Source organism: Rhizobium hidalgonense (genome assembly GCF_002914525.1).
Lineage (GTDB): Bacteria > Pseudomonadota > Alphaproteobacteria > Rhizobiales > Rhizobiaceae > Rhizobium > Rhizobium hidalgonense.
In genome coordinates this window covers 210,734-235,834 of the sequence record NZ_LODW01000104.1, presented here as the reverse complement: position 1 = coordinate 235,834, position 25,101 = coordinate 210,734, and the positions used below count along the sequence as shown (strand labels likewise).

Genomic DNA, 25,101 nt, shown 5'->3' with positions numbered 1-25,101 from the left:
TCAGCCCGTCTTCTTCGCGGGATCGTCGAGCGCGGGATTGTAAAACAGCGAGAGCGTCAGGCTTTTGGCGATGCGTTCCGCCGTCGCCATGAACCATTCCTTGGCCTCCTGTGAGGGCGCGACATCGTCGAGCGTTGCGGTAAACAGCGCCAGCCATTTCGGAAAGAGATCGGGCGTCAGCTTCGAAACGCCGGTGTGGGCCTGCACCGGCTTGCCCCCATAGGCGCCGCTGCGGAAGGCGACGGCCGACCAGAAGCTCTTCATCTTCTCCATATGCTCCGGCCAACGGCCGGAGAGCCTGGCATCGAACACCGGCCCGAGATCGGGGTGCTCCAGCACGCGCCCGTAGAAAGTCTCGACCAGCCTGTCGATGAAGGCCTCATCGACGCCCATCGCCCGCATTTCGGCCTCCGCCCTTTCGCGGATCGCCGCGACATGGGCAGGGCGGCCCTGAATCTCATTGTCCATCATAAACCCCGGCGCCGCGTGATGCGGCAGTCCTCATATAGGTGTTTGTGGCGGCGAGCCAAAGTCGCCTGTGCCGCTTGCGGCAATCTGTCAGCAGGCCTGCGGCATGCCCTTGACCGTCACCGCCGCCTTCTTTAGATTTAGAATTATTCTAAATCATTGGAGAAAGTTATGCTGGCGCGGTTTTTCAGATCCTCGAAACGGTCTTTCGAGTCGCTCTCCGAACAGGAAATCCTCGCCCTTGCGATCGCCTCCGAGGAAGACGATGCCCGCATCTATCTCGCCTATGCCGACAGGCTGCGCCGCGAATTCCCGGCCTCGGCCAAGGTCTTCGAGGATATGGCCGAGGTCGAGGACACGCATCGCAAGTCGTTGTTCGAGATCCATCGTCAGCGCTTCGGCGAGCGCATTCCGCTGATCCGCCGCGAGCATGTGCACGGCTTTTATGAGCGCAAACCCGATTGGCTCAGGGCAAACCTGTCGCTGGATGCGATGCGGCAGGAGACCGAAGCCATGGAGGAGCAGGCCTACCGTTTCTATGTCGAGGCGGCAAAACGGACTTCGGACGCCTCGACGCGCGAACTTCTCGGTGATCTCGCGCTTGCCGAACAGGGGCATGAAGATATCGCCCGCATGCTGGGCGACAAACACACGCCCGAGGATGTCAAGCGCGACGAGAACGAGGCGGTGCATCGGCAATTCGTGCTGACCTATGTGCAGCCGGGTCTTGCCGGGCTGATGGACGGCTCGGTCTCGACACTGGCGCCGATCTTCGCCGCCGCCTTCGCCACGCAGGATACCTGGCAGACCTTCCTCGTCGGTCTTTCGGCCTCCGTCGGCGCCGGTATCTCCATGGGCTTCACCGAGGCCGCCCATGACGATGGCAAGATTTCCGGCCGCGGCTCACCGGTCAAGCGCGGCCTTGCCTGCGGCATCATGACGGCGCTCGGCGGCCTCGGCCACGCACTGCCTTACCTCATCCCGCACTTCTGGACCGCAACGATCACCGCCGCAATCATCGTCTTCTTCGAACTCTGGGCCATCGCCTTCATCCAGAACCGCTACATGGAAACCCCCTTCCTGCGCGCTGCCTTCCAGGTCGTGCTCGGCGGCGGCCTGGTGCTCGGCGCCGGCATTTTGATTGGGAATGGGTGAGTTGCGGTCGGGCGAAGCCCGAGCAATCGATCCAGTGAATCGATTGCAGCAACGAACGCCCTGAGCCTAAAGCGAAGGGCCGGGAAACGGTGGGGCAACCAATACCTTATCTCATACGATGGTGCGGCATAGCGATCAGCCCTCATCGGGACTGGAAAGAGCGCATCTGCATCTCCGAAAAGCAGAAGGCCGGCTTTCGCCAGCCTTCTTTCCCCACATTCCCCCCGGAAATCCCTACCGCAGCGCGCCGACCAGAACGTCGCGGCCGTTCTCGATCGTAACCCAGCGGCCGGCATTGTAGCTCGACTGGCGCTTGACGAACGAATAGGGCGTGCCGAACCACGGCTTGACGTCGGAGGCGAGGTTGTCGAGCACGAAATCGCCCTCGGCGGTGCGCAGCGTCAGCACGGCATGACCTTCGCCGTCGGGCTTGCGCACGACAGTCATCAGCAGGTCGGCTGCCGAAAAGCCGCGCTGGATCAGCATGCGGCGCTTCAACAGCGCGAAATCCTCGCAGTCGCCGGCGGTGGTCGGGTAGGCCCAGACCTCGTCCTTGCCGTAGATTTCCTTGTCGGTCATCGGCGTGATGGTGCGGTTGACGGTGGCGTTGACCGAACGCACCAGCGACCACTTCGCCGAGGTCATCTCGACCGGGCCGGAATTGCGGTTTGCACCGCACTCACTGCGGTGAATCTGACAGAAATCATAGTGTCCGATCGGCTGGGAGGTGGCATTGCCCGTCACCATGGAAGCATTTCTGCTGGGGGCCGGTATTGCGGCCGTCGCCATCGCAAACATGGCCATCATGGCCACAAAAATACCCTTCATCCGCACGCCCGATCTTTCTCGCATCGCCCCTTATTTATTAACAAAGTGTTAATGGAGAGGCCCGAGAAGAGTCAATCGTTACTTCTTGGGAGCGCCTTGCGACTCGCCGATATGGTTAAAATGCAACAAGTTCGGGAGCGTATTTGGGGTCGCTACTCTTCAGGCGGGCATCTTCCTGTCAGCCGATGAAGCGAGGATGCCTTTGACGGCGCTGAGGAGAAGCGCGATATCGCCGGGGCGGGAAAGGCGGTGGTCGCCGTCGCGGATGAAGGTCAGCACCACGTCGTCGGCGGGAAGATGTTCGACCAGTTTCATCGCATGCGCATGCGGCACGTCGGCATCTTTCATGCCTTGGAGGATATGCACCGGGCAGCCCGTTTCGATGATGCCGTCGAGCACCCGGTTTTCGTGGCCGTCCTCGATCAGCGCCTTGGTATAGATATTCGGCTCCGGGCTATATTGCGAGCGCTCTTCGAAATAGCCGCGCTCGGCAAGCGATTTGCGCTCCTTGGCCTTGAGGTTCGGCTCGATCAGTTCTGAGGTGAAATCCGGCGCCGGCGCGATGAGCACCATGCCCACCAGCTTCGGGCCGCCCTGCCGCGCAAGTTCCTGCGCCAGCCTGAGCGCGATCCAGCCACCCATCGAGGAGCCGACGAGGATCACCCGTTCAGGCGAGACATGACGGATGACGGCCAGCGCCTCCTCCAGCCAGCGCGAGATCGTGCCGTCGCTGAAGCTGCCGCCGGAAAGCCCGTGGCCGGAATAGTCGAGGCGGATGCAGGCAAGCCCAAGCTCCGCCGCCAGTCCGTCGAGTTCGACTGCCTTGGTGCCGCTCATGTCGGAGCGATAGCCGGATAACCAGACGAGCGCCGGTGCGTCGCCACCGGCTTGGGCCGAACGGACGATGATAGCGATATCACGCGCCGCCTCGCCCTCGCCGACCGTCAGGAACTGCGGCTGGGCATTCGGCATCTGATCGGACATCGGCGAAACTCCTGTTGTTTTGGCCTATAAAACAGATTCTTGGCAGGCTGACAGCGGGTGATTTTTCCGCTAAAGGATGATATTGACTCCGTTGCAGCAATGACGCGACACGTTTGTGCACCCAGATCGGGAGCGCGAGGCTGCAACATTCCGAAAACAACGCGAGGAGAATACGACCATTCGCAGACCTTTTAAAACCGACGCGCCCGTGAAGGACGGACCGCGCTCGAACCGTGAAATCCGCATTCCCAAAGTTCAGCTGATCGGAGCTGACGGCGAGAATATGGGCGTCGTGCCTACCGACCAGGCCTTGAGAATGGCAGAGGAAGCCGGCCTCGATCTCGTCGAAATTTCCCCTAATGTCGAACCGCCTGTGTGCAAAATCCTCGATCTGGGCAAGCTGAAATATGCCAACCAGAAGAAGGCTGCCGAGGCGCGCAAGAAGCAGAAGATCGTCGAAGTCAAAGAAATCAAGATGCGCCCGAACATCGACACCCATGATTATGAGGTGAAGATGAAGGCGATGGGTCGCTTCTTCGATGAAGGCGACAAGGTCAAGGTGACGCTGAAGTTCCGTGGCCGTGAAATGGCCCACCAGGAACTCGGCATGAAGCTTCTGCAGCAGGTCAAGGCTGATACGACCGAGTTCGCCAAGGTCGAAGCCGAGCCCAAGCTCGAAGGCCGCCAGATGATGATGGTACTGGCGCCGAAGTAAGCGCCAGGCACCTTTTCGCCCCAAGGCCGTCCGCAAGGGCGGCTTTTGTGCTTTCGGCGCTTGTACTTTCGGTCCTTGTACTGGAGGGCGAAGATTCCTCCGCAGCCCCCGTTGCACTTTCAGGACGCTGCGGTTATAAGCGCGCGTCCGAACTGACCGGCAGGGCATGCCGTGGCAGTTTCGAATGCTTGCGGAACGGTTCGTCGCCGATGCCGCAGATCAACAACAAACGCTCCCGCACCTTGTTGCGACGGCCGGAGAACCGGACTTCGCGAGAGGGCTTTTTTGATAAAGCGCGCAGGGAGGACAGCAAGGAGTAGCAAAATGCCCAAGATGAAGACGAAGTCCTCTGCCAAGAAGCGGTTCAAGATCACCGCAACCGGCAAGGTCAAGGCTGCCGCTGCCGGCAAGCGCCATGGCATGATCAAGCGTACCAACAAGTTCATTCGCGATGCACGTGGCACCATGGTTCTCGCAGAACCGGATGGCCGCAAGGTTATCAAGAATTACCTGCCGAACGGTCTCTGAGACTCGTCCGCGAACGCTAGATTTAAGGAGATCGTGATATGGCACGTGTAAAAAGGGGCGTCGCTGCCCATGCCAAGCATAAGAAGGTTCTGAAGGCCGCGAAGGGCTTTTACGGCCGCCGTAAGAACACCATTCGTACCGCCAAGGCTGCTGTCGATCGTTCGAAGCAGTACGCCTACCGCGACCGCAAGGTCAACAAGCGCAACTTCCGTGCGCTCTGGATCCAGCGCATTAACGCTGCTGTCCGCGAATTCGGCCTGACCTACGGCCGCTTCATCGACGGCCTGAACAAGGCTGGTATCGAAGTCGACCGCAAGGTTCTCTCCGATATGGCGATCCACGAGCCGGAAGCATTCGGCGCGCTGGTTAGCGCTGCCAAGAAGGCTCTTGAGTACCTCAAGGAAGCCGGCACGGCGAACGAGTTTGAAGGCGCGGTCAAGTAACCAGCGCTTCCCAAGCTTTGAATTTATGATTTGGGAAACCCGCGCTGGTTTGGGCTAGCGCGGGTTTTTCTTTCTCTGTACTCCTTGCGCCGGCCTCTCCAGCCCGCCTTTCGAACGCCGCCTGATCTGGACGGAAAGAAGACAATGTCAGATATCGACCAGCTTAAATCGCCTTTGCTTGCCGAAATTGCCGCCGCTGGCGATGAGCCCGCGCTCGAAGCTGTGCGCGTGTCCGCGCTCGGCAAGAAGGGCTCGGTCTCCGAACTCCTGAAGACGCTGGGCGCTATGACGCCGGAGGAACGCCAGACCCGGGGTGCTGCGATCAACGCCCTGAAGAACGAGGTGACGGACGCGATCGCCGAACGCAAATCGGTGCTGAAAATGGCCGCGGTCAACGCTCGCCTGAAGGCCGAAACGGTCGATGTCAGCCTGCCGGTGCGCTCCTCGCCCGCCGAGCGCGGCCGCATCCATCCAATCAGCCAGATCGTCGACGAGATCACCGCGATCTTCGCCGACATGGGCTTCTCGATCGCCGAAGGTCCTGACGTCGAAACGGATTATTACAATTTCACCGCGCTGAATTTCCCCGAAGGCCATCCGGCCCGCGAGATGCACGACACCTTTTTCTTCAACCCGGATGAGAATGGCGAGCGCAAGGTGCTGCGCACCCATACCTCACCGGTGCAGATCCGCACCATGGAAACGCAGAAGCCGCCGATCCGCATCATCATTCCCGGCAAGACTTACCGTCAGGACTCGGACGCCACGCATTCTCCGATGTTCCATCAAGTCGAAGGCCTTGTTATCGACAAGAAGGCTAATGTCGCCAACCTACGCTGGGTGCTCGAGGAGTTCTGCAAGACCTTCTTCGAGGTCGACGGCGTGACGATGCGTTTTCGTCCGTCCTTCTTCCCCTTCACCGAGCCCTCGTTCGAGGTCGATATCCAGTGCGATCGCTCCGGCCCGATCGTCAAGTTCGGCGAAGGCACCGATTGGATGGAGATCCTCGGCTGCGGCATGGTCCATCCGAACGTGCTGCGTTATGGCGGGCTCGATCCGGACGAATATCAGGGTTTTGCCTGGGGCATGGGCCTCGATCGCATCGCCATGCTGAAATACGGCATGCCCGACCTGCGCGACTTCTTCAACGCCGACGTCCGCTGGATGACGCATTACGGCTTCCGCCCGCTCGACATGCCGACGCTGTTCGGCGGCCTCAGCGCTTGAACGGAGAATTGGGACGATGAAATTCACGCTCTCCTGGCTGAAGGAACATCTGGAAACGGATGCCGGCCTCGATGAAATCTGCACGCGCCTAACCCAGATCGGGCTGGAGGTCGAGGATGTCGACGACAAGGCGGCGTTCAAGCCTTTCGTCATCGCCAAAATTCTCTCGGCTGAAAAACACCCGCAGGCCGACCGCCTCAAGGTGCTGATGGTCGATACCGGCGCTGGTGCGCCGGTCCAGGTCGTCTGCGGCGCCCCGAATGCGCGCGCCGGTCTCGTCGGTGCCTTTGCAGCCCCGGGAACCTACGTTCCCGGTATCGACGTGACGCTTGCCGTCGGCAATATCCGCGGCGTCGAAAGCCACGGCATGATGTGCTCCGAGAAGGAGTTGCAGATCTCCGACAGTCACGACGGTATCATCGACCTGCCCGAGGACGCGCCGGTCGGAAGGAGTTATGCCGCCTATGCGCATCTGGACGACCCGGTCATCGAGATCAATCTGACGCCCAACCGGCCGGACTGCACCTCGATCCACGGCATCGCCCGCGATCTCGCCGCTTCCGGCCTTGGCACACTGAAGAGCCGGCCGGCGCCGTCTTTCGCCGTCGACGGCGAGACGCCGGTGAAGCTGACGCTCGATCTCGACGATCCCAGGCTTTGCCCGGGCTTTTCGCTGCGTCTGGTGCGCGGCGTCAAAAATGGTCCGAGCCCGCGCTGGATGCAGCAGCGGCTCACCGCCATCGGCCTGCGCCCGATCAATGCGCTTGTTGATATCACCAACTACATGACCTTCGATCAGGGCCGGCCGATGCACGTCTTCGACGCCGCCAAAGTCAACGGCAATCTCACCGTCCGCCGCGCCGTGGAGGGCGAGACCTTGCTGGCCCTCGACCAGCGCGAATACAAACTCGGCCCGAACAACGTCGTGATAGCAGATGAAGACGGTATCGAATCGATCGGCGGGATCATGGGCGGCGAACATTCCGGCTGCGACGAGAACACCGTTGACGTGCTGATCGAATCGGCCCTCTGGGACCCGATGAACATCGCCAAATCGGGCCGCAGCCTCGGCATCATCACCGACGCCCGCTACCGCTTCGAACGTGGCGTCGATCCGGAATACATGGTTCCCGGCCTCGAACGCACCACGGAACTGGTGCTGGAACTCTGCGGCGGCACCGCCGCCAAGGCCGAGGTCGTCGGCTATAAGGGTTACGAACCGAAGATCGTCGATTTCCCCTATTCCGAGGTCAAGCGCCTGACCGGCCTCGAAGTTTCGAATGAGGAAAGCGACACGATCCTGACGCGCCTCGGCTTCAAGGTCTCCGGTTCCGGCGAACGCGTTTCCGTCGCCGTTCCCTCCTGGCGTCCCGATGTCGACGGCAAGGCCGATCTCGTCGAGGAGATCATGCGCATCCACGGCGTCGATAATATCAAGCCGGCGCCGCTCGAAAGCCATGCCGCCGTCAACGGCAGGATCCTGACGACGCTGCAGATCCGCACCCGCATCGCCAAGCGGGCGCTGGCTTCGCGCGGCATGCTCGAAGCCGTCACGTGGTCGTTCATTCCGGAGGATCAGGCAAAGCTCTTCGGCGGCGGTTCGCCTGCCCTCAAGCTCGCCAACCCGATCGCCGCCGAAATGTCGGATATGCGCCCCTCGCTGCTGCCGGGCCTGCTGACCGCCGCCCAGCGCAATGCCGACAAGGGCTATGGCGACGTGGCGATCTTCGAGGTCTCCGGCACCTATGAGAATGACAGGCCGGAGGGTCAGCGCCGCGTTGCCGGCGGCATCCGCCGCGGGACGGCCTCACTATCAGGCGCCGGCCGCATGTGGTCGAACGCCGCAACGGGCGGCGGCAAGCCGGTCGATGTCTTCGATGCCAAGGCCGATGCGCTCGCCGTCATCGAAGCCTGCGGCCTACCGATGGGCAATATCCAGATCGAGCAGGGTGCCCCGGAATGGTATCATCCCGGCCGCTCCGGCACGATCAAGATGGGTCCGAAGGTGGTGCTCGGCTATTTCGGCGAATTCCATCCGCTGACGCTCGAAGCGCTCGATGTCTCTGGCGCGCTTTGCGGCTTCGAGGTCTATGTCGACGCCATGCCGGAAGCCAAGCGCAAGGCGACGCGCACCAAGCCGGCGCTCGAACTGTCGCCCTTCCAGATGGTCAAGCGCGACTTCGCCTTCGTCGTCGACAAAACGGTCGAAGCCGGCGCTATCGTCAAGGCTGCCACCGGCGCCGACCGCAAGCTGGTGACCGGCGTCAATGTCTTCGACATTTTCGAGGGCGCATCGGTTGGCGAGGGCAAGAAGTCGGTGGCGATCGAGGTTCAGATCCAGCCGGTCGAGCGCACGCTGACGGATGAGGATTTCGAGGCGCTGACGCAGAAGATCGTCGCCAGCGTCACGAAATTCACCGGCGGCGTTCTCAGAAGCTGATCCTGCCGTCGTCCCACAAAACAATGGACCGGTCGCCGAAAGCGGCCGGTCTTCTTATGTGTGGAGATGATAGAGTTTGCTGACGATCGTCCATCGGCCTTCGATCTTCAGCAATGAGAGATAATCGGTAAAGCGCATTCCCGCGAAATCGTCGGTGACTTTGACGCTGGCCGCATCGCCTTCGACATCGACGCTCTGGATATCCATGAACGGTTGCGTGCCGGGCGGGGCCGGCTCCTCCGCCAGGATGGCGGCGATGAATTCGTCCCGTGTCAGCCATTCCACCGCGTTCTGGTAATGGCCGATGATCGAGCTTTTCGGGTGAAAGGCCTTTTTCAAGGCTGCTTCATTGGCGAAGGCCATGCCTTCGACATAAAGGTGAACCGTCTGTTCGACTGCCTGCCTGTCCGACATGTTTTCATCCCGTTTTCCGAGATGGCGTTAGATAGTTTCGCCTGGCGCGAAGGCAAGCCCGGCCGACAGCATCAGGCCGGGCTTTCGCTCTTTGTTTCGGTCGGAGTTCAGAGGTTGGTCATGGAAAGCAAGGAGTCGGAATAGCGCTTGCCGGCCACCTCGCCGAGGGGGATTATCCGGCCGAGCTGTTCGAGCTCCGCCGCGCTAAGGGTGATATTGGCCGCAGCGGCGTTCTGTTCGAGATGGTGACGCTTGCGCGCCCCGGGGATGGGCACGATGTCGTCGCCCTGGCCCAGCACCCAGGCTAGCGCCAGCTGCGCTGCCGTCACGCCTTTTTCGGCGGCAAGCTCTCCGAGCGTGGCGACGAGAGCGGCGTTGGCGTCAATATTTTCCGCTTGGAAACGCGGCACCTGCCGGCGGAAATCGTCGGCGGCAAGATCCTCCGGCTTGCGGATCGTTCCGGTGAGGAAACCGCGGCCGAGCGGGCTGTAGGGCACGAAGCCAATGCCGAGTTCGCGGCAGGTCGCAAGCACATCCTCTTCGGGATCGCGCGTCCAGAGCGAATATTCGCTCTGCAGCGCTGTGATCGGGTGGACCGCATGGGCGCGGCGGATGGTGGCGCTGCCCGCTTCCGAGAGGCCGAGGGTGCGGACCTTGCCTTCCCTGACCAACTCGGCCATGACGCCGACCGTTTCTTCGATCGGCACGTTGGGATCGACGCGGTGCTGGTAGAAGAGGTCGATGGTCTCGATGCCGAGCCGTTTCAGCGAGGCCTCGGCGACCTCGCGCACGTGCTCGGGGCGGCTGTCGACGCCAGCGATGGCGGCAGCACCCGCCTGGCTGGTATCGATCTTGAATCCGAATTTGGTGGCGATCACCACGCGGTCGCGGAATGGCTTCAGCACCTTTCCGATAAGGGCCTCGTTGGTAAAGGGGCCATAGACTTCGGCGGTGTCGAAGAAGGTGACGCCGAGGTCGATGGCGCGATGAAGCGTCCTCACCGATTCCGCCTCATCGCTGGCGCCATAGGCAAAGCTCATACCCATGCAGCCGAGGCCGACGGCAGAGACGGTGAGATCGGTTCCGAGTTTCCGGGTTTTCATCATGTGCTCCTTTTCTGAGCTGATTTTGAACCGCTTGAGCATGGGCATGCTCTCAGAGAGGTCGTTGCGGTACGGACAAACCATATCGCTGTCGCATCGATCAGAAAATACGTGCAGTATCTAACGGGCTGTTCTATATTTTAGATCAATGAACAGAACACAGCTCTCACAACTTGCCGTGCTCGCCGCGGTCTCGGAGCATCGCAGCTTCCGCGCCGCGGCCAAGGAACTGCTCGTCGCACCTTCGGCCATCAGCCATGCGATCGCCAACCTGGAGGAAAGCCTGGGTGTCAGGCTTCTGGCGCGCACCACCCGCAGTGTCGCGCCGACGGAAGAGGGCCGCCTGCTTCTCGAACGGCTGCGTCCGGCGCTGGAGGAGATCGATATTGCCCTTGAGGCCGTCCGCGATACCCGCAGCAAACCGGCCGGAAACCTGCGCATCACGGCGCCGCGCTTTGCCTCCGATCTGCTGCTTGCCCCACGCCTCGGCGACTTTCTCAATCTCTATCCCGATATCACCCTTGAGATCGCCAATGAGGACGGTTTCACCGATATCGTCAAGGAAGGTTTCGACGCCGGCCTAAGACTGGAAGAGAGTCTGGAAGCCGATATGATCGCGGTGAGGTTCTCGCCCAGTCTGACGACGGTGATCGCTGCCTCGCCTGCATATTTCGAGCGCTATCCGAAACCGCAGCACCCCCGCGATCTCGTCCATCACCGTTGCATCAAACGGCGCTTCACCAACGGCTCGATCTATCGCTGGGAATTCGAAAAGGATGGGCAGGAATTGGTCGTTGCGGTCGACGGGCCGCTCGTTGTCAGCGAAGACCGGCTGGCCCTGCTGGCGGCGCTGAACGGCGCCGGCCTTGCCTATCTCTTCGATATGCGGGTGCATGCGGAACTGGCGGCAAGCAGGCTCGTGAGAGTGCTGGAAGATTGGTGCGCACCCTATCCCGGGCCGTTTCTCTATTATCCCACCCGGCGGCAGATGCGGCCGGCGCTGCGCGCCTTCATCGATTTCTTCAAATATGTTTAGAAAAATGCGGGCGGCTGGTCAGGCCTGCCGCCCGTTTTCTTCATTCCGTCAGGCAGCTTTGGCCTTCTGGTTTGCCGCTGTGGTGGCAAGCTGGGAAAGCGTCTTGTCGGTCGCCGTTTCTTCCTGCAGCGTCTGGTCGAGCAGGCGAACGGCATCCTTGAGGCCGAGCGTCGCGGCCCAGGTCTTCAGCGTGCCATAGCGGGCGATTTCATAATGCTCGACGGCTTGGGCTGCCGAAATCAGGCCGGCATCGAGCGCCGCCGTGCCCTTGAACTCCTCCATGATTTCCTCGCCCTCGGCGATAATGCCCTGGATCGCCTCGCAGGTCTTGCCCTGGGCGCGTTTGCCCATCAGTTCGAAAACCTGCTGCAGGCGCTCAACCTGGCCTTCGGTTTCCTCGCGGTGCTTTTCAAAACCTGCCTTCAGTTCGGGAGATTGGGCGGCGCGCGCCATCTTCGGTAGAGCGCGCAAGATCTGCCGTTCGGCAAAATAGATGTCCTTCAGCGTATCGTAGAAGAGATCTTCCAACGTCTTTTCCTTGGCCATGTTCTCGATCCTTGTTCCGGGGAAGGCCGCGAATGCGGCGACACATTAAGAAGCGAGGATTGCGCAAATTGTTCCCGATCGATTTCGGGTGGACTGGAAATCTGCGGCGGACGATGATTCCTGCCGTCGATGCGAAGGAGGAGAGGCATGCGAAAGCCGGGTTCGATGAAGGGGCTGGAAGAACTTGGCCGGGTGCGGCTATCGCAAAACTTCTTCTTGCGCGACTTCCTGCATTCCGAAATCGCCGATTTCTACCGCATCCCCAATATCCCCGAGGACCCCGATCTGGCGATCGAGGCGGGCAGGAGGCTTTGCCAGGAATTGCTGGAGCCGCTGGAGGCGACCTTCGGCCGCCTGCATATCCGCTCCGGCTATCGCTCACCCGCCGTCAACAGGTTCGGCAACGAGAACAATCTCAACTGTTCGACCAACGCCGCCACATCAGCCCATCACATCTGGGACATGCGGGACTTCGAGGGCTGCATGGGCGCGGCAGTCTGCGTCGCCGTGCCGTGGATGCTCGACCATTTCCGCGAGGAAAGCGACTGGCAGCGGCTTGCCTGGTGGATCCACGACCACCTGCCCTATGCTTCGCTCTGCTTCTTCCCCAAGCTCTGGGCCTTCAATATCCAGTGGCACGAACGGCCGAAGCGGGTGATCCAGAGTTATATCAGCCCACGCGGCATCCTCACCAAACCGGGCATGGCGAATTGGGAGGGGCGGCATTCCGAGTGGTACGAGGGTTTTCCCGCGTTCAAAAGCTGATGCGGTAGCGGATGTGCCCGTCGCTTTCGACATAGCTGTCGTAGAGCGCCCGCGCCGTCTTGTTCTGCTCACTCGTATGCCAATAGAGCCGCGACCATCCATTTGCCTTGCCGAGGGCGACGAGATCATCCATCAGCGCCCGCCCGACACCCTGGCCGCGTGCCTCTCGATCGACGAACAGGTCTTCGAGATAGCAGTCCCTGCCGCGGATCCACGTGCCCTCATGGGTGAGATAAAGCGCAAAGCCCATCGGTCTGCCATCGACGACGGCGACACGCATGGCAATCGCCGACGCCGGATCGAAGATCCGGCGCCATGTCAGATCGCTGATATCGGCATCGACCGCGACCTCGTAAAAGGCGAGATAGTCAGCCCAAAGTTCGCGCCAGCGTGCTTCGTCTTCCGGCCGGGCATCGCGGATTGTCACGGTCATGGGAGTTCCTTTCAGGCGCCGGCTTCGTCGAGCAGCGACATCGCCTCTTGGGAAAGCTGGAGTGTCGCCGATTTCACCAGGCTTTCAAGCTGCGAAAGGCTGGTGGCGCTGGCAATCGGCGCCGTCACGCCCTTCTTGCGCAACAGCCAGGCGAGCGAAATTTCCGCGGGCTTGGCGCCGGTCTCGGCCGAAACCGTGTCGAGTGCCGCCAGGATGCGCAGACCCTTGTCATCGAGATATTGCGAGACGCGACCCTCGCGGGCGCGGCCTTGCGTATCGGCCTTGCTGCGGTATTTTCCGGTGAGGAAACCGGCGGCGAGACTGAAATAGGTGATGACGCCGATATCTTGGCCGACGCAGAGATCGGCAAGCTGCCACTCGAAGCTTGCGCGCTCATAGAGATTATACTCCGGCTGAACCACGTCGTAACGCGGCAGGCCGGCCTTTTCGGCCGCGTCGAACGAGGCCTGCAGCAGCGTCGCATCGTAGTTCGAGCAGCCGATGGCGCGGATCTTGCCCTGCTGTTTCAGCTTGGCGAAGGCGCTGAGCGTTTCCTCGTGCGGCGTATCGGCATCCGGCCAGTGCGAGAGATAGAGATCGATATAATCAGTTTGCAGCCGGCTGAGTGAATCCTCGACCGCCTTCAGGATATAGCTCTCCTTGAGCGTCTTCCCTTGTCCCATGTCCGAACCGACCTTGGTGACGATGACGGCTCTATCGCGGGAAACTTTGCCCTGCTTCAGCCAGCGCCCGATGATCTCCTCGGAATCGCCGCCCTTATTGCCGGGAACCCAGGCCGAATAGACATCTGCCGTATCGATCGTATTCAGGCCGGCATCGAAGAAGGCATCGAGAATGGCGAAGGATGTTTTCTCGTCGGCCGTCCAGCCGAAGACATTGCCGCCGATGACGATCGGCGCGACTGAAAGACCTGTTTTTCCAAGCCGGCGCATTTCCATGACGCTCTCCAAAATGACTGAAATGTTTGAAATCGCAGTTAGGGCAGAACGCCGCCTGAACTAACCTAGCGCGATCCCGGGATCAGGGAAACCAAACTTCCGTGATTTCCAGTCGCGCCATTGCGCTGCAGCTAGGGCCTGAATAAGGTTCGCGGACATCAGCTTTGGGAGATTGATATGTTGCGCTTCGGTATCCTTTCAACGGCGAAGATCGGCCGCGACAATGTCGTTCCCGCAATCCAGGACGCCGAAAACTGCGTCGTCACGGCGATTGCAAGCCGTGATCTCTCACGCGCCAGGGAGATGGCGGACCGCTTCTCCGTGCCGCATGCCTTCGGTTCCTACGAGGAGATGCTGGCCTCCGACGTCATCGACGCCGTCTATATCCCGCTGCCGACCTCGCAGCATATAGAATGGACGATCAAAGCAGCCGATGCCGGCAAGCACGTGCTCTGCGAAAAACCGATTGCGTTGAAATCAGGCGATATCGACGATGTGATCGCCGCCCGCGATCGCAACCGCGTGGTGGTCACCGAAGCCTACATGATCACCTATTCACCGGTCTGGCTGAAGGTGCGCGCGCTGATCGACCAGGGTGCAATCGGTTCGCTCCGGCATGTGCAGGGCGCCTTCACCTATTTCAACCGCGATGCCGCCAACATGCGCAACATTCCCGAGCTCGGCGGCGGCGGCCTTCCCGATATCGGCGTCTATCCTGTCATGAGCACCCGATTTTCTACCGGCAAGGAACCGTTGCGGATCCAGGCGATCACCGAACGCGATTTGGATTTTGGCACGGATATCTATTCGAGCGTCAAGGCCGATTTCGGCGATTTCGAGCTGAGCTTCTATATCTCGACGCAAATGGCCAACCGCCAGATGATGGTCTTTCACGGCACCGACGGCTATATCGAGGTCAAATCGCCTTTCAACGCCAATCGCTGGGGGCCTGAGGAGATCGAGCTCGCCGACCGCAGCCACAATGAATCGCGTATCTTCCGCTTCCAGGACAGCCGCCAGTACAAGCGTGAGGTCGAGGCCTTCGCGCGGGCGGTCAAGGACGGCAAGGAAGAGATCGTCACGCTGGAAAATTCGAAGCTGAACCAGAAGGTGATCGACGCGATCTACCGGGCGAGCGAGAAGGACGGCTGGGAGGCGGTCTAGCGCATAACCCCGAAAATCGGAATCGATTTTCGGAAAGGATTATCGGCAGATTCAAGGTGTGACAGCGTCCTTTGCGCGTCCGAAAAAGGCGCGCGGCGCTATAATTATTCGGCGCGGAAGACGAAGCGCGAATAGCCGAAGAAGCTGAAGACCATCGAGGCGATGCTGGCGATCACCATGGCTGCAAGCGGCTGTAGTGCCGGCAGCGACAGCAGAAGCGCCGAATAGAGCCCGTAATTGACCAGCGCTGCCGTTACCCCCACCGAACCGTAGCGAAAGCCTTCAGCGGCAAGAGAACGACTGGTGCGCTCGAAGGTGAAGCTCCGGTTGAAAGCCCAGGTCGCCGCCATTGCGAGGGCGATCGCGACGAGCCGTGCCAGAAAAGGCCCGAGCGGCGTCAGATGGAGCAGCCCCGACAGGACGCCGGCATCGACGAGGAAGCCGATGCCGCCGGCGATAGTGAAGCGGATGAGCTTTCTCATGCCGCATCCGCCTTGCCGGGACGCGCGCGCGATACGGGCGCTGTTTGGCTGAGAGGCGCCTTGACCGCGCTCGGCGTCTCCAGGCTCATATAGTGGATACGAAGCTGTTCGGCGCGGGCGCGGGCCACCGAATCCAGGATGACGCCGGCGGTAAACAGCATGAAGGAGATCATCATCAGCGCCATCGACAGCACCCAGGTCGGCATGCGGCTGACGAGGCCCGTTGCGAAATATTCCGCCAGCACCGGCGCCATGAAGCCGAGGCTTGCCAGCATGAAGGTGGCGCTGATCGTGCTGAAGAAGGCGAAAGGCCGGGTTTCCTTCATCAGCATGGCGAACATCCAGAGGATCTTGCCGCCGTCGCGGAAGGTCGAAAGCTTGGAATGCGAGCCTTCCGGCCGGCGGCCGTAATCGAGTTCCAGTTCGCTGACCGGCAGCTTCAGCCGGGAGGCGTGCACGGACATTTCGGTTTCGATCTCGAAACCGCCTGACACCGCTGGGAAGCTCTTGACGAAGCGGCGCGAGAAAGCGCGGTAGCCGGAAAAGATATCGGTGAAGTCGGGGCCGAAGATCGTCCGGTAGAGCAGGTTGAAAAGCCGGTTGCCGAGCGCATGGCCCTGACGGCCGGCATCTGCGTGAACGCCGCGTCGGGTTCCAACCACCATGTCGGCGCGCTCGGTCAGCAGTGTCCGCACCAGCTCTTCGGCATCGCCTGGCGCGTAAGTGCCGTCGCCGTCGGCAATGATGTATATGTCGGCGTCGATATCGGCGAACATACGGCGCACGACGTGGCCCTTGCCCTGCCGCCGTTCGCGTACGACTTGCGCGCCCGCAAGCATCGCCTGCAGCGCGGTGCCGTCGGTGGAATTATTGTCATAGACGTGGATCGCTGCCTCCGGCAGCGTCGCGCGGAAGCCTCGCACTACGGGACCGATTGTCGCTGCCTCGTTATAACAGGGAAGCAGAACGGCAATGTTCGGGTTATCGGTACGCGATCGGGCCATGACTCTACTCGTTACACTTAAAGCCGCACGCAGCCTAAATCACGCGCCGTTAATAAGACCCTATGACGAGCGCAAAATCGGCCGCTGCCGCAATCGGCTTTACACTTTCTTGATCGGCGACGGCTAAGCTTCGGCCATCTGGAAACGAAGCGCTAACCACGATGAACGCCGTGCAGCCGATCGCCAATGCCGCATCCGTGACCGCCGCCCGAAGGGGCGGGTTGGGGAGGCTGATGATGCGCCTGTGGCCAACCGTCATTGCCTATAGCGTTATTCTCGCCACCATCCTCCTCGTCGCCAAGCTTTCCACCGCGACCGATTATGTCGGTCCCGACAATGACGACGGAATGCGTCTCATCGAGGTCCGCGATTTTCTCGCCGGGCAGGGATGGTTCGATCTGATGCAATATCGCCTCGGCCTCGGTGGCGGCACGCTGATGCACTGGTCGCGGCTGATCGATCTGCCGATCGCTTCGCTGGTCTGGTTCTTCGGCCTGTTTGCGCGCCACGAGACAGCCGAGGCCCTGGCGCTCGCCATCTGGCCGGTTTCGCTCGTCCTGCCCGCCATGCTTGCCATGGCCGTTGCCGGGCGGCGTATCGGCGGTATTGCCGGCATGCATATCTGTCTCGGCATGACCGGTCTTGCGATCTACACCGGCAACCGTTTCGCGCCGGGCGCCATCGATCATCACAATGCGCAGCTGGCGCTGGTTGCGACGATGGTGGCGATGTTGTTGGATCCACATCGGCGCGGTTGGAGTTATGCGATTGCCGGTGTGGCGGCCGCGGTTGCCATCGCCATCGGCGCCGAGACGACGCCGTTCGTCGCTGCCGTCTGTCTGACCATCGCTTTACTCTGGGCGTGGGAAGGGGAAGAATTCGCCGCCGCCGCGAAGGCCTTCGGCTTGGCGCTGGCAATTGCGATCAGCATTCTCTTTGTCGCAACGGTTCCGCCCCGGCTCTATTCGACGGTCACCTGCGACAATCTCTCGCTCGGTTACTACAGCCTGGCGGCAATCGGCGGCGGGTTGCTGCTGTTCTCGGCGGTCGTCACGAGCCACTTGCATCGGCTGTTGCGCTTTGCGGCGCTTGGCCTGGTCGGTGCCGGTGTTTTCGGTTCGGCGATAGTGATTGCGCCGCAATGCCTGAGCGATCCGCTCGCCGGTCTTGATCCGATGCTGGTCGAACTCTGGCTGAGGAATGTGTCGGAAGCACAGTCGGCCTTCGTTCTTGCTCGCACCGATCCCTTCTCCATCGGTGGCTTCTATGCGGCCGGCCTGTTCGGCATCGCGGTCTGCATCTTCCGCATCGTTCGGCGCGACCGCATGCAGGTCCATCTGGTCCTGCTTTTCCTGCTGGCCACGAGCTGGGCGATTGCGCTGGTCCAGGTGCGCGGCTCGACTTTCTCGAACCTACTCTCCATTCTGCCACTTGCCCTGCTGATCATCGATATCAGGCGGATCTCCAATAGCGACAGCGAGAACGTTGCCGCCGCCTTCGTTTATATCGTGACTGTCCTCGCAAGCGTGCCGGCCGCCTGGGCTCTCGGCGGCGGACTTGTCTCGCTGCAGATGGGCAATGGCGCGCAGAAGCAGGCGGCGGAAAAGGTGCTTTCCTGCACATCGAGGCAGGCACTGGCGCCGATTGCCGGTCTTCCGGCCGGGTTGGTTTCCGCACCCTCGGAAATGGGCGTGCCGATCCTCCGTTTTACGCAAAACCGGGTTCTTTCCGCGCCCTACCACCGCAATCAGCGCGGCATGCTGACGGAACTGCACATCGGGCTGGCGGAGCCGCAGGAGGCAGAAGCCTTCCTGAAGGGGGCTGGTGTGACGGAGCTTGGCTTCTGTCCCGGTGATCTACAGACGCGAGAGATTGCCAAGTTGAAACCGCATGGGCTCTATGCCGAACTCGGCAAGGGAAATATACCGCCCTATCTGGCGCCGCTTCCGAAGGCGGCGAACGTCGGCGTTCAGTTCTTTCGCTATCGGCCGGCGGCGAATTGACGCCGGCAGTTTTGGCCAATCCTTTAGTGGGAAACGCGCGTCGTCATGCGGCGAAGGCGCGTATTGGCATAGAGCCCGAGCACGAAGAGCATGAGGCCGCCATTATAGCCGAGGACGGCGTAGACGAAGGCCAGGATTGAGACCGGGCCGGGCGAGGTTATCGCCGCCAACGCGAAGGTTATTCCAATGAGCGCGGCGATCAACGCGATCGCGGCAGCCGAGCGCGTTTGCCCGGCGCTGATGCCCAATGCTGCTGCTGTGAGAGTAATCATTTCAGCACCTTCCCAGAGATAACGAGGGGAAGCATAGGAAGCGCCAGCTAACAAAGACTTACCGGCAATGCCCGCCGAAAAGCCTTTGAATTGCGGTGGTTAGCAATCCCTTTCGTCTATAACGCGCATTGTAACTATGCGTTCCGCAACCAAACGGATTTACCCGATTTCACTGTTCATCCGCCAAGCTCCGCGACCGCATACAGACGATGAGTAACGCAGACTGCGGCCGCCGCCAACGAGCTCGACAGCCGGGAAAACAGGCTTCGTCGGCGGACGCGACCTTCCAGTTTCCTGCCGATCGACATAGAAACAAGGGATGAGCAACGTCTTCGACAGCGATTCGCCGACCAACCTTGCCGAATATTCGGTTTCGGAGCTTTCCGGCTCGATCAAGCGCACCGTCGAAACGGCCTTCGATCAGGTTCGCGTGCGCGGCGAAATATCAGGCTATCGTGGCCCGCACTCCTCGGGCCATGCCTATTTCTCGCTGAAGGACGATCGTGCGCGCATCGACGCCGTCATCTGGAAGGGCACCTTCTCGCGGCTGAAGTTCCGTCCGGAAGAGGGCATGGAAGTGATTGCCACCGGCAAGGTGACGACCTTTCCCGGCTCCTCGAAATATCAGATCGTCATCGAGACGCTGGAACCGGCCGGCGCCGGCGCGCTGATGGCGCTGATCGAGGAGCGCAAGCGCAAGCTCGGCGCCGAAGGCCTGTTCGATGCCGCCCGCAAGAAGCGGCTGCCCTTTATGCCTCGTGTGATCGGCGTCGTCACCTCGCCGACCGGCGCGGTCATCCGCGATATCCTTCACCGTATCTCGGATCGTTTTCCAGTGCATGTCCTCGTCTGGCCGGTGAAGGTCCAGGGCGAGGGCTCCGGCGAGGAGGTGGCGAATGCCATCCGCGGTTTCAACGCGCTGGAACCTTCAGGCGCCATCCCGCGTCCGGACGTGCTGATCGTCGCGCGCGGCGGCGGCAGCCTGGAAGATCTCTGGAGTTTCAACGACGAAATAGTCGTGCGTGCTGCGGCCGAAAGCCGGATACCGCTGATCTCGGCCGTCGGCCACGAAACCGACTGGACGCTGATCGACTATGCCGCCGATGTCCGAGCGCCAACGCCGACCGGGGCTGCGGAAATGGCAGTGCCGGTCAAGGCGGAGCTCGAGGCGCAGGCCGCCACCCTTGCCGCGCGGCTGCAGGGCTGCATGAACCGACAGATGGATCAGCGCCGCCAGTCGGTGCGCGCCCTGATGCGGGCTCTGCCGTCGCTCGATCAGCTGCTCGCCTTGCCGCGTCGGCGTTTCGACGAAGCGGCGGCCGGCCTTGGCCGCGGACTGGAACTCAACACCATCAACAAACGCCGCGGCTTCGAGCGTGTCGCCGCGCATCTGCGCCCTGATGTGCTGTCCAATCGCATCGCCGAGCGCCGCCAGACGCTCAACGAGCGCATGGTGCGGGCCGAACGCATGGTCGAACGGCTGATCGATCGCTCGACATCCCGTGTCGACCGCGCCGAGGCGGTCTTCGCCTCGCTGCCCGCTCGCCTGCAGGCGCAAACCGGCCGCGCCCGCGACCATCTCGCCAATCTCATCCGGCACGCCGATATCGCGACGTCCCATCGGCTGATCCGGGCAAAAGCTGCGCTTGCGGCGCAGGACCGCGTGCTGCAGTCGCTCTCCTATAAAAATGTGCTGAAGCGCGGTTACGCGGTGATCCGCGACGACGAAGACAGGCCGGTGTCGCAGGCCGCCGCTCTTTCGGCCGGTGCCGCGGTCTCGATCGAATTTTCCGACGGCCGCATCGGCGCCGTCACCACCGAGGGCGGCACAGCGCCCGCGGCGCTGAAGAAGCGACCCACTCGGCAGGAAGCGGGCGATCCCTCGAAGCAGGGAAGTCTGTTCTGAGATGCGGATCTTGCTGGTGCTTGCCCATCCATTGCCGGAAAGCTTTGCAGCCTCGGTGGCGCGCACGGCCCGCGAGGCACTGGAAGCTTCCGGCCATGTCGTCGATCTCATTGATCTTTATGGCGAGGATTTCGATCCGCGTCTGTCTCCGGCCGAGCGCCGCAATTATTTCGATGTGCCGTACGACACGTCAGCAGTGGCCGATATCGTTGCCCGCCTGAGGGCAGCCGAGGGTCTTATTCTCGTCTTTCCGCAGTGGTGGTTCAATTTCCCGGCCATTCTGAAGGGCTTCTTCGATCGCATTTTTGCCCCCGGCATTGCTTTCACCCATGATGCCGCCGGCGGTCGCATCGTGCCGCAGCTCACCAATATCCGGCTGCTCTATGCGCTGACCACGACGGCCTCACCCTGGTGGCTGGTGCATCTCTATATGGGCAATCCGCTCCGCCGCCTGCTGAAGCGCGGCATCGCCAATTTCTGCTCGAAGAAGCTCGTCTTCCGCATGCTGAGCCTGCACGACATGGACCGCACGACGGAAGCCAGGCGCAAGGCGCATCTGGAACGCGTTCGCAAGACGCTCGCTGCCGTCTGGTAACTATTCGAAATCCGACAGGAATTTCTTCAGCAGCCGGTCGAGTTCCGCCTTGTCGGCAGCGCTCAGATTTGCCGTCAGCCGTTGCTGGTTGGCGGCATGGGCGTCGACCGCCTCTTCGACAGTGGCAAACCCCTTGTCCGTCAGGGCAATCAGCACGCTGCGCCTGTCTTCCGGATTGAGAATGCGCTGGACGAAGCCCGCCTTCTCCAACCGGTCGATCCGGTTCGTCATCGTCCCGGAACTGACCATCGTCATCTCCAGAAGCTCGCCCGGCGAAAGCCGGTGAGGCGCGCCGGAGCGGCGAAGGGTGGCCAACACATCGAAGGCCGAGGTGGAAAGGCCGTGTTTCAGCAGCACGACTTCGACCTCGCGGCCGAGATGAGTGCCAAGCCGCTTCAGACGCCCGAGAATGCCCATCGGTTCGACATCGAGATCCGGCCGCTCACGCCGCCATTGCGCCAGGATCCTGTCGACGTGGTCTTGCTTCTCTTTAGCCATTCCCTATCGATATCAGTGGACATCTTGACGTCAAGATAAAATACGCTATCCTGAATTTATCTTGAACTAGAGATTCTTGATATGAAGACAAATCCGCGATACCTCGGCGACGTGCTGACCACCGCTGTGGCGCCGGCCATCTGGGGCAGCACCTATTTCGTCACCACATCCTTCCTGCCCCAGGGCTATCCGCTGACGGTCGCCCTGCTGCGCGCCCTGCCGGCGGGCCTGCTGCTGCTGCTGATTGTTCGGAAGCTGCCGACCGGCCTCTGGTGGGGAAGGGCGTTCATTCTCGGCGCCCTGAACTTCTCGTTCTTTTGGGCCATGCTCTTCGTCTCGGCCTACCGGCTGCCCGGCGGCGTTGCCGCAACGGTCGGCGCCGTGCAGCCGCTGATCGTCATCGCGCTGTCACGGCTTTTCCTCGGCAATCCGATCCGGCCGCTTGCCGTGCTGGCGGGTCTTGCCGGCATGGCCGGCGTCGGCTTGCTGGTGCTGACGCCGAAGGCTGGGCTCGATCCTGTGGGTGTTGCCGCCGGGCTTGCCGGCGCCGTCTCGATGGCCTTCGGCACGGTGCTGACGCGGCGCTGGGCGCCGCCGGTGTCAAACCTCACCTTCACCGCCTGGCAATTGACCGCAGGCGGCATCCTGCTGCTGCCCTTCGCGCTTTTGCTCGAACCGTCGCTGCCGGCACCGAGCGCCGCAAACATTGCCGGCATCGCCTATCTGGGCCTGATCGGCGCGGCTTTCACCTATCTGCTCTGGTTTCGCGGCCTGTCGCGCATCGAGCCCTCGGCGGTCGCCTCGCTCGGTTTTCTCAGCCCTGTTGTCGCGACCCTGCTCGGCTGGCTGGCGCTCGGCCAGAGCCTGGCGCCGGCGCAGATCGCCGGCTTCGCCATGGTGCTTGCCGGCGTCTGGTTCAGTCAGCGCGCGACGATGCCGGTCAGGCCCATTCGCCCTGCCGCATCACCGGAACCCGCGAACCATCCGGTGTGATGCCGTCGATATCGACCTTGTTTGAACCGATCATCCAGTCGATATGGATCAGGCTGGAATTGCCGCCCTGCGCCTTGATCTCTTCCTGGCTCAGCGTCGCGCCGTTCAGGAAGCACTTGGAATAGCACTGGCCGAGCGCGATATGGCAGGAGGCGTTTTCGTCGAACAGCGTGTTGTAGAACAGAATGCCGCTGGCCGAGATCGGCGAGGAATGTGGCACCAGCGCCACTTCGCCGAGCCGGCGCGCGCCCTCGTCGGTATCGAGCACCTTGTTCAACACCTCTTCGCCGCGCGACGCCTTCGCCTCGACGATACGCCCGCCCTCGAAATGCACCTGGATATCGTCGATCAGCGTGCCCTGATGCGAAAGCGGCTTGGTGCTCGACACATGGCCTTCGACGCGCAGCGCATGCGGCGTGGTGAACACTTCCTCGGTCGGGATGTTCGGATTGCAGGTCACGCCATTCTTGGCAGTGGACGCGCCGCCATGCCATTCATGCCCGTCGGCAAGGCCGACCGTCAGATCGGTGCCGGGTCCCCTGAAATGCAGTGCGGCGAAGCGCTCGCCGTTCAGCCAGGCGGAGCGCTTGGCAAGATTGGCATTGTGCTCGGCCCAGGCGGCGATCGGGTCGCTGACATCGACACGCGAGGCGGCAAAGATCGCCTTGGCGAGCTTGGCGATCGCGATCGGCTCGGGGTCGTCGGGGAAAACCACCTTGGCCCAGGACGGATTGGGATAGGAGACGATGTTCCAGTTGATGTCGAAATTCGAGATCTTTTCCAGCGCCGGCTTATAGGCGGCGGAGTTGGCGCGATTGGCACGGCCGACCTTGCCGGCATCTTGCCCGGACAGCAGCAGCGGATTGTCGCCGGCGACCGCCAGACGGGCCGCGCCGTTGGCATAGGCCTTGGCCATGCCCTCATAGAGCCACTCGGAGGCGCGGTCGAAGCTTTCGTCGCTGCCGTGTTGATAGCGCGCCAGCGTCGTTTCTTCGTCGGAATAAAAGGCGGTCACCAGCCCGGCGCCGGCCTGATAGGCGTGTTTGGTGATCAGGCGGACGAGCGGCAACGCCACGACAGGCGCGGTGACCACCAGATCCTGACCCTCCTGCAGTTGCAGCCCGACCTTGACGGCAACTTCGGCAAGCTTGTCCAGCTTGTCGGGATCAATGGTATTCTGGCTCTGGGGCATGAAAGTCATGGTTCAACCTGCCTTCTGTGATCGACGCTAGAGCAATTCCAGGAAAAGTGCGAAGCGGTTTTCTCAGGCAAAGCGCGAAGCGCTTTTGCCGGGAATTGCGTGAATCCAAAAGATTGGAGCGGTTCTGCGCTTCCGTGAAAGCTGAACCGCTCCAGAGGTTGGCAGACTTAGCCCCGTTTGCGGCGAAAATGAAGTGCGCCGCTGCCGAAATTGATGCGGCCGGAAGTCGGTCCGGCCGCGCGGCGGGCCTCAAGCGGCGGCAGACTGCCTGAGCAGGATCGAGCTATGTTTCTCGAGAAACTCCATCAGCCGCTGCGGGTAATCCGCGCCGACGGCGTCCTTGACGCTCGCCCGCTGAGACAGCGCCGTGCGCCAGCGTTTGACCCGCTCGAGCCCGTCGAAAATGCCGCTATCGCTGAGCGTGTCGAAGAGATCGAAATAACGGAAGACCGGCGCGAAGACGGCGTCGACAAGGCTGAAGCTGCTGCCGGCGAAATAGGGTCCATCGGTCAGCGCGCCCTCGATCGTCGTGAATTTGGAAATCAGCGCCTGGCGCTTGGTCTCCAACTGCACCGCGTCCTGCGCCGTTTCATAACCCCAGAGGTCGGAGAGCACCGACGAGCCGAATTCCATCCAGCCGCGATGACGGGCGCGGGTCAGCGGATCGGCCGGATGCAGGGCGGCGCCCGCTTGCGTCTCTTCCAGATATTCGCAGATGACGCTGCTTTCGAACAGCACGGCCTCGCTGCCATCCGCCTCCTCGATCCGCAGCAGCGGCACCTTGCCGAGTGGCGAGATTTTCAGAAACCAGTCCGGCTTATTGGCAAGATCGATGTTGATGCGCTCGAAGGCCACGCCCTTTTCGAGAAGCGCGATGGCGGCGCGCTGCACATAGGGGCAGAGGTGATGGCTGATGAGGGTAAGCTTGCTCATAGGAAA

Annotated in this window: 28 protein-coding genes; 14 read left to right on the top strand and 14 right to left on the bottom strand. The window is 61.6% G+C overall.

The annotated features are described in order from the left end of the window. Positions 1 to 468: a group III truncated hemoglobin gene (locus ATY29_RS31260; protein WP_003571007.1), complete on the bottom strand. Its 468-nt coding sequence runs from the start codon at positions 466 to 468 to the stop codon at positions 1 to 3. Between the two features lie 171 nt (positions 469 to 639). Between ATY29_RS31260 and mbfA the strand changes: the two genes are divergently transcribed. Further along, positions 640 to 1,623 (top strand): iron exporter MbfA, encoded by a 984-nt coding sequence (gene mbfA / locus ATY29_RS31255; RefSeq protein ID WP_003571005.1) that lies wholly within the window; start codon positions 640 to 642, stop codon positions 1,621 to 1,623. A 234-nt stretch (positions 1,624 to 1,857) separates the two neighbouring features. Here the strand turns inward: mbfA and ATY29_RS31250 are convergent, their stop codons facing one another. Continuing rightward, positions 1,858 to 2,427, bottom strand: a complete 570-nt coding sequence (locus ATY29_RS31250) for a transglutaminase-like cysteine peptidase (protein ID WP_244597478.1) — start codon at positions 2,425 to 2,427, stop codon at positions 1,858 to 1,860. On the opposite strand from ATY29_RS31250, the gene ATY29_RS38065 reads away from it, so the two are divergent. After that, on the top strand, positions 2,357 to 2,503 hold the full coding sequence (locus ATY29_RS38065; protein ID WP_244597479.1) for a hypothetical protein: 147 nt from the start codon (positions 2,357 to 2,359) through the stop codon (positions 2,501 to 2,503). The genes ATY29_RS31250 and ATY29_RS38065 overlap by 71 nt on opposite strands. Positions 2,504 to 2,610: 107 nt before the next feature. Here ATY29_RS38065 and ATY29_RS31245 read toward each other — a convergent pair whose 3' ends face one another. Further along, complete coding sequence (locus ATY29_RS31245; protein ID WP_003571001.1) at positions 2,611 to 3,435, bottom strand: alpha/beta hydrolase; 825 nt, start codon at positions 3,433 to 3,435, stop codon at positions 2,611 to 2,613. Between the two features lie 178 nt (positions 3,436 to 3,613). On the opposite strand from ATY29_RS31245, the gene infC reads away from it, so the two are divergent. The 5 genes from infC (at position 3,614) to pheT (ending at position 8,788) form a co-directional block, all read left to right on the top strand. Continuing rightward, positions 3,614 to 4,150, top strand: a complete 537-nt coding sequence (gene infC / locus ATY29_RS31240) for a translation initiation factor IF-3 (RefSeq protein ID WP_012559640.1) — start codon at positions 3,614 to 3,616, stop codon at positions 4,148 to 4,150. Positions 4,151 to 4,474: 324 nt separating this feature from the next. Next, complete coding sequence (rpmI, locus tag ATY29_RS31235; RefSeq protein WP_003570998.1) at positions 4,475 to 4,678, top strand: 50S ribosomal protein L35; 204 nt, start codon at positions 4,475 to 4,477, stop codon at positions 4,676 to 4,678. Positions 4,679 to 4,716: 38 nt separating this feature from the next. Continuing rightward, the gene (gene rplT / locus ATY29_RS31230) at positions 4,717 to 5,121 is read left to right on the top strand and encodes a 50S ribosomal protein L20 (protein WP_003570995.1); all 405 of its coding nucleotides are present in this window, start codon (positions 4,717 to 4,719) and stop codon (positions 5,119 to 5,121) included. Positions 5,122 to 5,265: 144 nt separating this feature from the next. Next, the gene (gene pheS, locus ATY29_RS31225) at positions 5,266 to 6,348 is read left to right on the top strand and encodes a phenylalanine--tRNA ligase subunit alpha (RefSeq protein ID WP_025417535.1); all 1,083 of its coding nucleotides are present in this window, start codon (positions 5,266 to 5,268) and stop codon (positions 6,346 to 6,348) included. 16 nt (positions 6,349 to 6,364) lie between these two features. Beyond that, a complete protein-coding gene (gene pheT, locus ATY29_RS31220) occupies positions 6,365 to 8,788 on the top strand; it encodes a phenylalanine--tRNA ligase subunit beta (RefSeq protein ID WP_097533745.1) in 2,424 nt (807 codons plus the stop codon). A gap of 54 nt (positions 8,789 to 8,842) precedes the next feature. Here pheT and ATY29_RS31215 read toward each other — a convergent pair whose 3' ends face one another. Continuing rightward, positions 8,843 to 9,202, bottom strand: a complete 360-nt coding sequence (locus tag ATY29_RS31215) for a nuclear transport factor 2 family protein (RefSeq protein ID WP_003570990.1) — start codon at positions 9,200 to 9,202, stop codon at positions 8,843 to 8,845. A gap of 107 nt (positions 9,203 to 9,309) precedes the next feature. After that, positions 9,310 to 10,305, bottom strand: coding sequence for an aldo/keto reductase (locus ATY29_RS31210; protein WP_003570987.1), 996 nt, complete (start codon positions 10,303 to 10,305; stop codon positions 9,310 to 9,312). 148 nt (positions 10,306 to 10,453) lie between these two features. Between ATY29_RS31210 and ATY29_RS31205 the strand changes: the two genes are divergently transcribed. Beyond that, a complete protein-coding gene (locus ATY29_RS31205) occupies positions 10,454 to 11,341 on the top strand; it encodes a LysR family transcriptional regulator (RefSeq protein WP_025417538.1) in 888 nt (295 codons plus the stop codon). Positions 11,342 to 11,389: 48 nt separating this feature from the next. Here ATY29_RS31205 and ATY29_RS31200 read toward each other — a convergent pair whose 3' ends face one another. Further along, positions 11,390 to 11,887, bottom strand: coding sequence for a YciE/YciF ferroxidase family protein (locus ATY29_RS31200; RefSeq protein WP_003570984.1), 498 nt, complete (start codon positions 11,885 to 11,887; stop codon positions 11,390 to 11,392). 147 nt (positions 11,888 to 12,034) lie between these two features. On the opposite strand from ATY29_RS31200, the gene ATY29_RS31195 reads away from it, so the two are divergent. Then, on the top strand, positions 12,035 to 12,652 hold the full coding sequence (locus ATY29_RS31195; protein WP_097533743.1) for a hypothetical protein: 618 nt from the start codon (positions 12,035 to 12,037) through the stop codon (positions 12,650 to 12,652). On the opposite strand, the gene ATY29_RS31190 is transcribed toward ATY29_RS31195, so the two are convergent. Together ATY29_RS31190 and ATY29_RS31185 are read right to left on the bottom strand one after the other, a co-directional pair. After that, positions 12,642 to 13,085, bottom strand: coding sequence for a GNAT family N-acetyltransferase (locus ATY29_RS31190; protein ID WP_097533741.1), 444 nt, complete (start codon positions 13,083 to 13,085; stop codon positions 12,642 to 12,644). The genes ATY29_RS31195 and ATY29_RS31190 overlap by 11 nt on opposite strands. A gap of 11 nt (positions 13,086 to 13,096) precedes the next feature. After that, a complete protein-coding gene (locus tag ATY29_RS31185) occupies positions 13,097 to 14,044 on the bottom strand; it encodes an aldo/keto reductase (protein WP_025417540.1) in 948 nt (315 codons plus the stop codon). A 177-nt stretch (positions 14,045 to 14,221) separates the two neighbouring features. On the opposite strand from ATY29_RS31185, the gene ATY29_RS31180 reads away from it, so the two are divergent. After that, the gene (locus ATY29_RS31180) at positions 14,222 to 15,208 is read left to right on the top strand and encodes a Gfo/Idh/MocA family protein (RefSeq protein WP_025417541.1); all 987 of its coding nucleotides are present in this window, start codon (positions 14,222 to 14,224) and stop codon (positions 15,206 to 15,208) included. Between the two features lie 104 nt (positions 15,209 to 15,312). Here ATY29_RS31180 and ATY29_RS31175 read toward each other — a convergent pair whose 3' ends face one another. Both ATY29_RS31175 and ATY29_RS31170 read right to left on the bottom strand, forming a co-directional pair. Further along, on the bottom strand, positions 15,313 to 15,690 hold the full coding sequence (locus ATY29_RS31175) for a GtrA family protein (RefSeq protein WP_025417542.1): 378 nt from the start codon (positions 15,688 to 15,690) through the stop codon (positions 15,313 to 15,315). After that, positions 15,687 to 16,694 carry a glycosyltransferase gene (locus tag ATY29_RS31170; protein WP_097533739.1) on the bottom strand — a complete coding sequence of 336 codons (1,008 nt, stop codon included), beginning with the start codon at positions 16,692 to 16,694 and terminating at the stop codon, positions 15,687 to 15,689. The genes ATY29_RS31175 and ATY29_RS31170 overlap by 4 nt, the downstream gene beginning before the upstream one ends. Before the next feature lie 161 nt (positions 16,695 to 16,855). Here ATY29_RS31170 and ATY29_RS31165 point away from each other — a divergent pair, with 161 nt between their 5' ends. Next, positions 16,856 to 18,697, top strand: a complete 1,842-nt coding sequence (locus ATY29_RS31165; RefSeq protein ID WP_097533737.1) for a hypothetical protein — start codon at positions 16,856 to 16,858, stop codon at positions 18,695 to 18,697. A gap of 23 nt (positions 18,698 to 18,720) precedes the next feature. Here ATY29_RS31165 and ATY29_RS31160 read toward each other — a convergent pair whose 3' ends face one another. Beyond that, a complete protein-coding gene (locus tag ATY29_RS31160; RefSeq protein ID WP_003570968.1) occupies positions 18,721 to 18,969 on the bottom strand; it encodes a hypothetical protein in 249 nt (82 codons plus the stop codon). Positions 18,970 to 19,288: 319 nt separating this feature from the next. Here ATY29_RS31160 and xseA point away from each other — a divergent pair, with 319 nt between their 5' ends. Continuing rightward, a complete protein-coding gene (gene xseA, locus ATY29_RS31155; protein WP_097533736.1) occupies positions 19,289 to 20,875 on the top strand; it encodes an exodeoxyribonuclease VII large subunit in 1,587 nt (528 codons plus the stop codon). Position 20,876: 1 nt separating this feature from the next. Beyond that, entirely contained in the window at positions 20,877 to 21,470 is a 594-nt protein-coding gene (locus ATY29_RS31150) for an NAD(P)H-dependent oxidoreductase (protein ID WP_097533735.1), read from the top strand. On the opposite strand, the gene ATY29_RS31145 is transcribed toward ATY29_RS31150, so the two are convergent. Then, positions 21,471 to 21,968 carry a MarR family winged helix-turn-helix transcriptional regulator gene (locus tag ATY29_RS31145; protein ID WP_003570964.1) on the bottom strand — a complete coding sequence of 166 codons (498 nt, stop codon included), beginning with the start codon at positions 21,966 to 21,968 and terminating at the stop codon, positions 21,471 to 21,473. An 81-nt stretch (positions 21,969 to 22,049) separates the two neighbouring features. Here ATY29_RS31145 and ATY29_RS31140 point away from each other — a divergent pair, with 81 nt between their 5' ends. Further along, the gene (locus tag ATY29_RS31140; RefSeq protein ID WP_003570962.1) at positions 22,050 to 22,961 is read left to right on the top strand and encodes an EamA family transporter; all 912 of its coding nucleotides are present in this window, start codon (positions 22,050 to 22,052) and stop codon (positions 22,959 to 22,961) included. Here ATY29_RS31140 and ATY29_RS31135 read toward each other — a convergent pair. Both ATY29_RS31135 and ATY29_RS31130 read right to left on the bottom strand, forming a co-directional pair. Then, a complete protein-coding gene (locus ATY29_RS31135) occupies positions 22,909 to 24,162 on the bottom strand; it encodes an aminopeptidase (protein ID WP_097533734.1) in 1,254 nt (417 codons plus the stop codon). The genes ATY29_RS31140 and ATY29_RS31135 overlap by 53 nt on opposite strands. 249 nt (positions 24,163 to 24,411) lie before the next feature. Then, positions 24,412 to 25,095 (bottom strand): glutathione S-transferase family protein, encoded by a 684-nt coding sequence (locus tag ATY29_RS31130; RefSeq protein WP_003570959.1) that lies wholly within the window; start codon positions 25,093 to 25,095, stop codon positions 24,412 to 24,414. Between the last annotated feature and the right edge of the window lie 6 nt (positions 25,096 to 25,101).

Bases quoted from the DNA above. Each gene is read 5' to 3' on its own strand.
- ATY29_RS31260 (WP_003571007.1), bottom strand. From the start codon at position 468: ATGGACAATGAGATTCAGGGCCGCCCTGCCCATGTCGCGGCGATCCGC.
- mbfA (WP_003571005.1), top strand. From the start codon at position 640: ATGCTGGCGCGGTTTTTCAGATCCTCGAAACGGTCTTTCGAGTCGCTC.
- ATY29_RS31250 (WP_244597478.1), bottom strand. From the start codon at position 2,427: ATGGCCATGTTTGCGATGGCGACGGCCGCAATACCGGCCCCCAGCAGA.
- ATY29_RS31245 (WP_003571001.1), bottom strand. From the start codon at position 3,435: ATGTCCGATCAGATGCCGAATGCCCAGCCGCAGTTCCTGACGGTCGGC.
- rpmI (WP_003570998.1), top strand. From the start codon at position 4,475: ATGCCCAAGATGAAGACGAAGTCCTCTGCCAAGAAGCGGTTCAAGATC.
- rplT (WP_003570995.1), top strand. From the start codon at position 4,717: ATGGCACGTGTAAAAAGGGGCGTCGCTGCCCATGCCAAGCATAAGAAG.
- pheS (WP_025417535.1), top strand. From the start codon at position 5,266: ATGTCAGATATCGACCAGCTTAAATCGCCTTTGCTTGCCGAAATTGCC.
- pheT (WP_097533745.1), top strand. From the start codon at position 6,365: ATGAAATTCACGCTCTCCTGGCTGAAGGAACATCTGGAAACGGATGCC.
- ATY29_RS31215 (WP_003570990.1), bottom strand. From the start codon at position 9,202: ATGTCGGACAGGCAGGCAGTCGAACAGACGGTTCACCTTTATGTCGAA.
- ATY29_RS31210 (WP_003570987.1), bottom strand. From the start codon at position 10,305: ATGAAAACCCGGAAACTCGGAACCGATCTCACCGTCTCTGCCGTCGGC.
- ATY29_RS31205 (WP_025417538.1), top strand. From the start codon at position 10,454: ATGAACAGAACACAGCTCTCACAACTTGCCGTGCTCGCCGCGGTCTCG.
- ATY29_RS31200 (WP_003570984.1), bottom strand. From the start codon at position 11,887: ATGGCCAAGGAAAAGACGTTGGAAGATCTCTTCTACGATACGCTGAAG.
- ATY29_RS31195 (WP_097533743.1), top strand. From the start codon at position 12,035: ATGCGAAAGCCGGGTTCGATGAAGGGGCTGGAAGAACTTGGCCGGGTG.
- ATY29_RS31190 (WP_097533741.1), bottom strand. From the start codon at position 13,085: ATGACCGTGACAATCCGCGATGCCCGGCCGGAAGACGAAGCACGCTGG.
- ATY29_RS31185 (WP_025417540.1), bottom strand. From the start codon at position 14,044: ATGGAAATGCGCCGGCTTGGAAAAACAGGTCTTTCAGTCGCGCCGATC.
- ATY29_RS31180 (WP_025417541.1), top strand. From the start codon at position 14,222: ATGTTGCGCTTCGGTATCCTTTCAACGGCGAAGATCGGCCGCGACAAT.
- ATY29_RS31175 (WP_025417542.1), bottom strand. From the start codon at position 15,690: ATGAGAAAGCTCATCCGCTTCACTATCGCCGGCGGCATCGGCTTCCTC.
- ATY29_RS31170 (WP_097533739.1), bottom strand. From the start codon at position 16,694: ATGGCCCGATCGCGTACCGATAACCCGAACATTGCCGTTCTGCTTCCC.
- ATY29_RS31165 (WP_097533737.1), top strand. From the start codon at position 16,856: ATGAACGCCGTGCAGCCGATCGCCAATGCCGCATCCGTGACCGCCGCC.
- ATY29_RS31160 (WP_003570968.1), bottom strand. From the start codon at position 18,969: ATGATTACTCTCACAGCAGCAGCATTGGGCATCAGCGCCGGGCAAACG.
- xseA (WP_097533736.1), top strand. From the start codon at position 19,289: ATGAGCAACGTCTTCGACAGCGATTCGCCGACCAACCTTGCCGAATAT.
- ATY29_RS31150 (WP_097533735.1), top strand. From the start codon at position 20,877: ATGCGGATCTTGCTGGTGCTTGCCCATCCATTGCCGGAAAGCTTTGCA.
- ATY29_RS31145 (WP_003570964.1), bottom strand. From the start codon at position 21,968: ATGGCTAAAGAGAAGCAAGACCACGTCGACAGGATCCTGGCGCAATGG.
- ATY29_RS31140 (WP_003570962.1), top strand. From the start codon at position 22,050: ATGAAGACAAATCCGCGATACCTCGGCGACGTGCTGACCACCGCTGTG.
- ATY29_RS31135 (WP_097533734.1), bottom strand. From the start codon at position 24,162: ATGACTTTCATGCCCCAGAGCCAGAATACCATTGATCCCGACAAGCTG.
- ATY29_RS31130 (WP_003570959.1), bottom strand. From the start codon at position 25,095: ATGAGCAAGCTTACCCTCATCAGCCATCACCTCTGCCCCTATGTGCAG.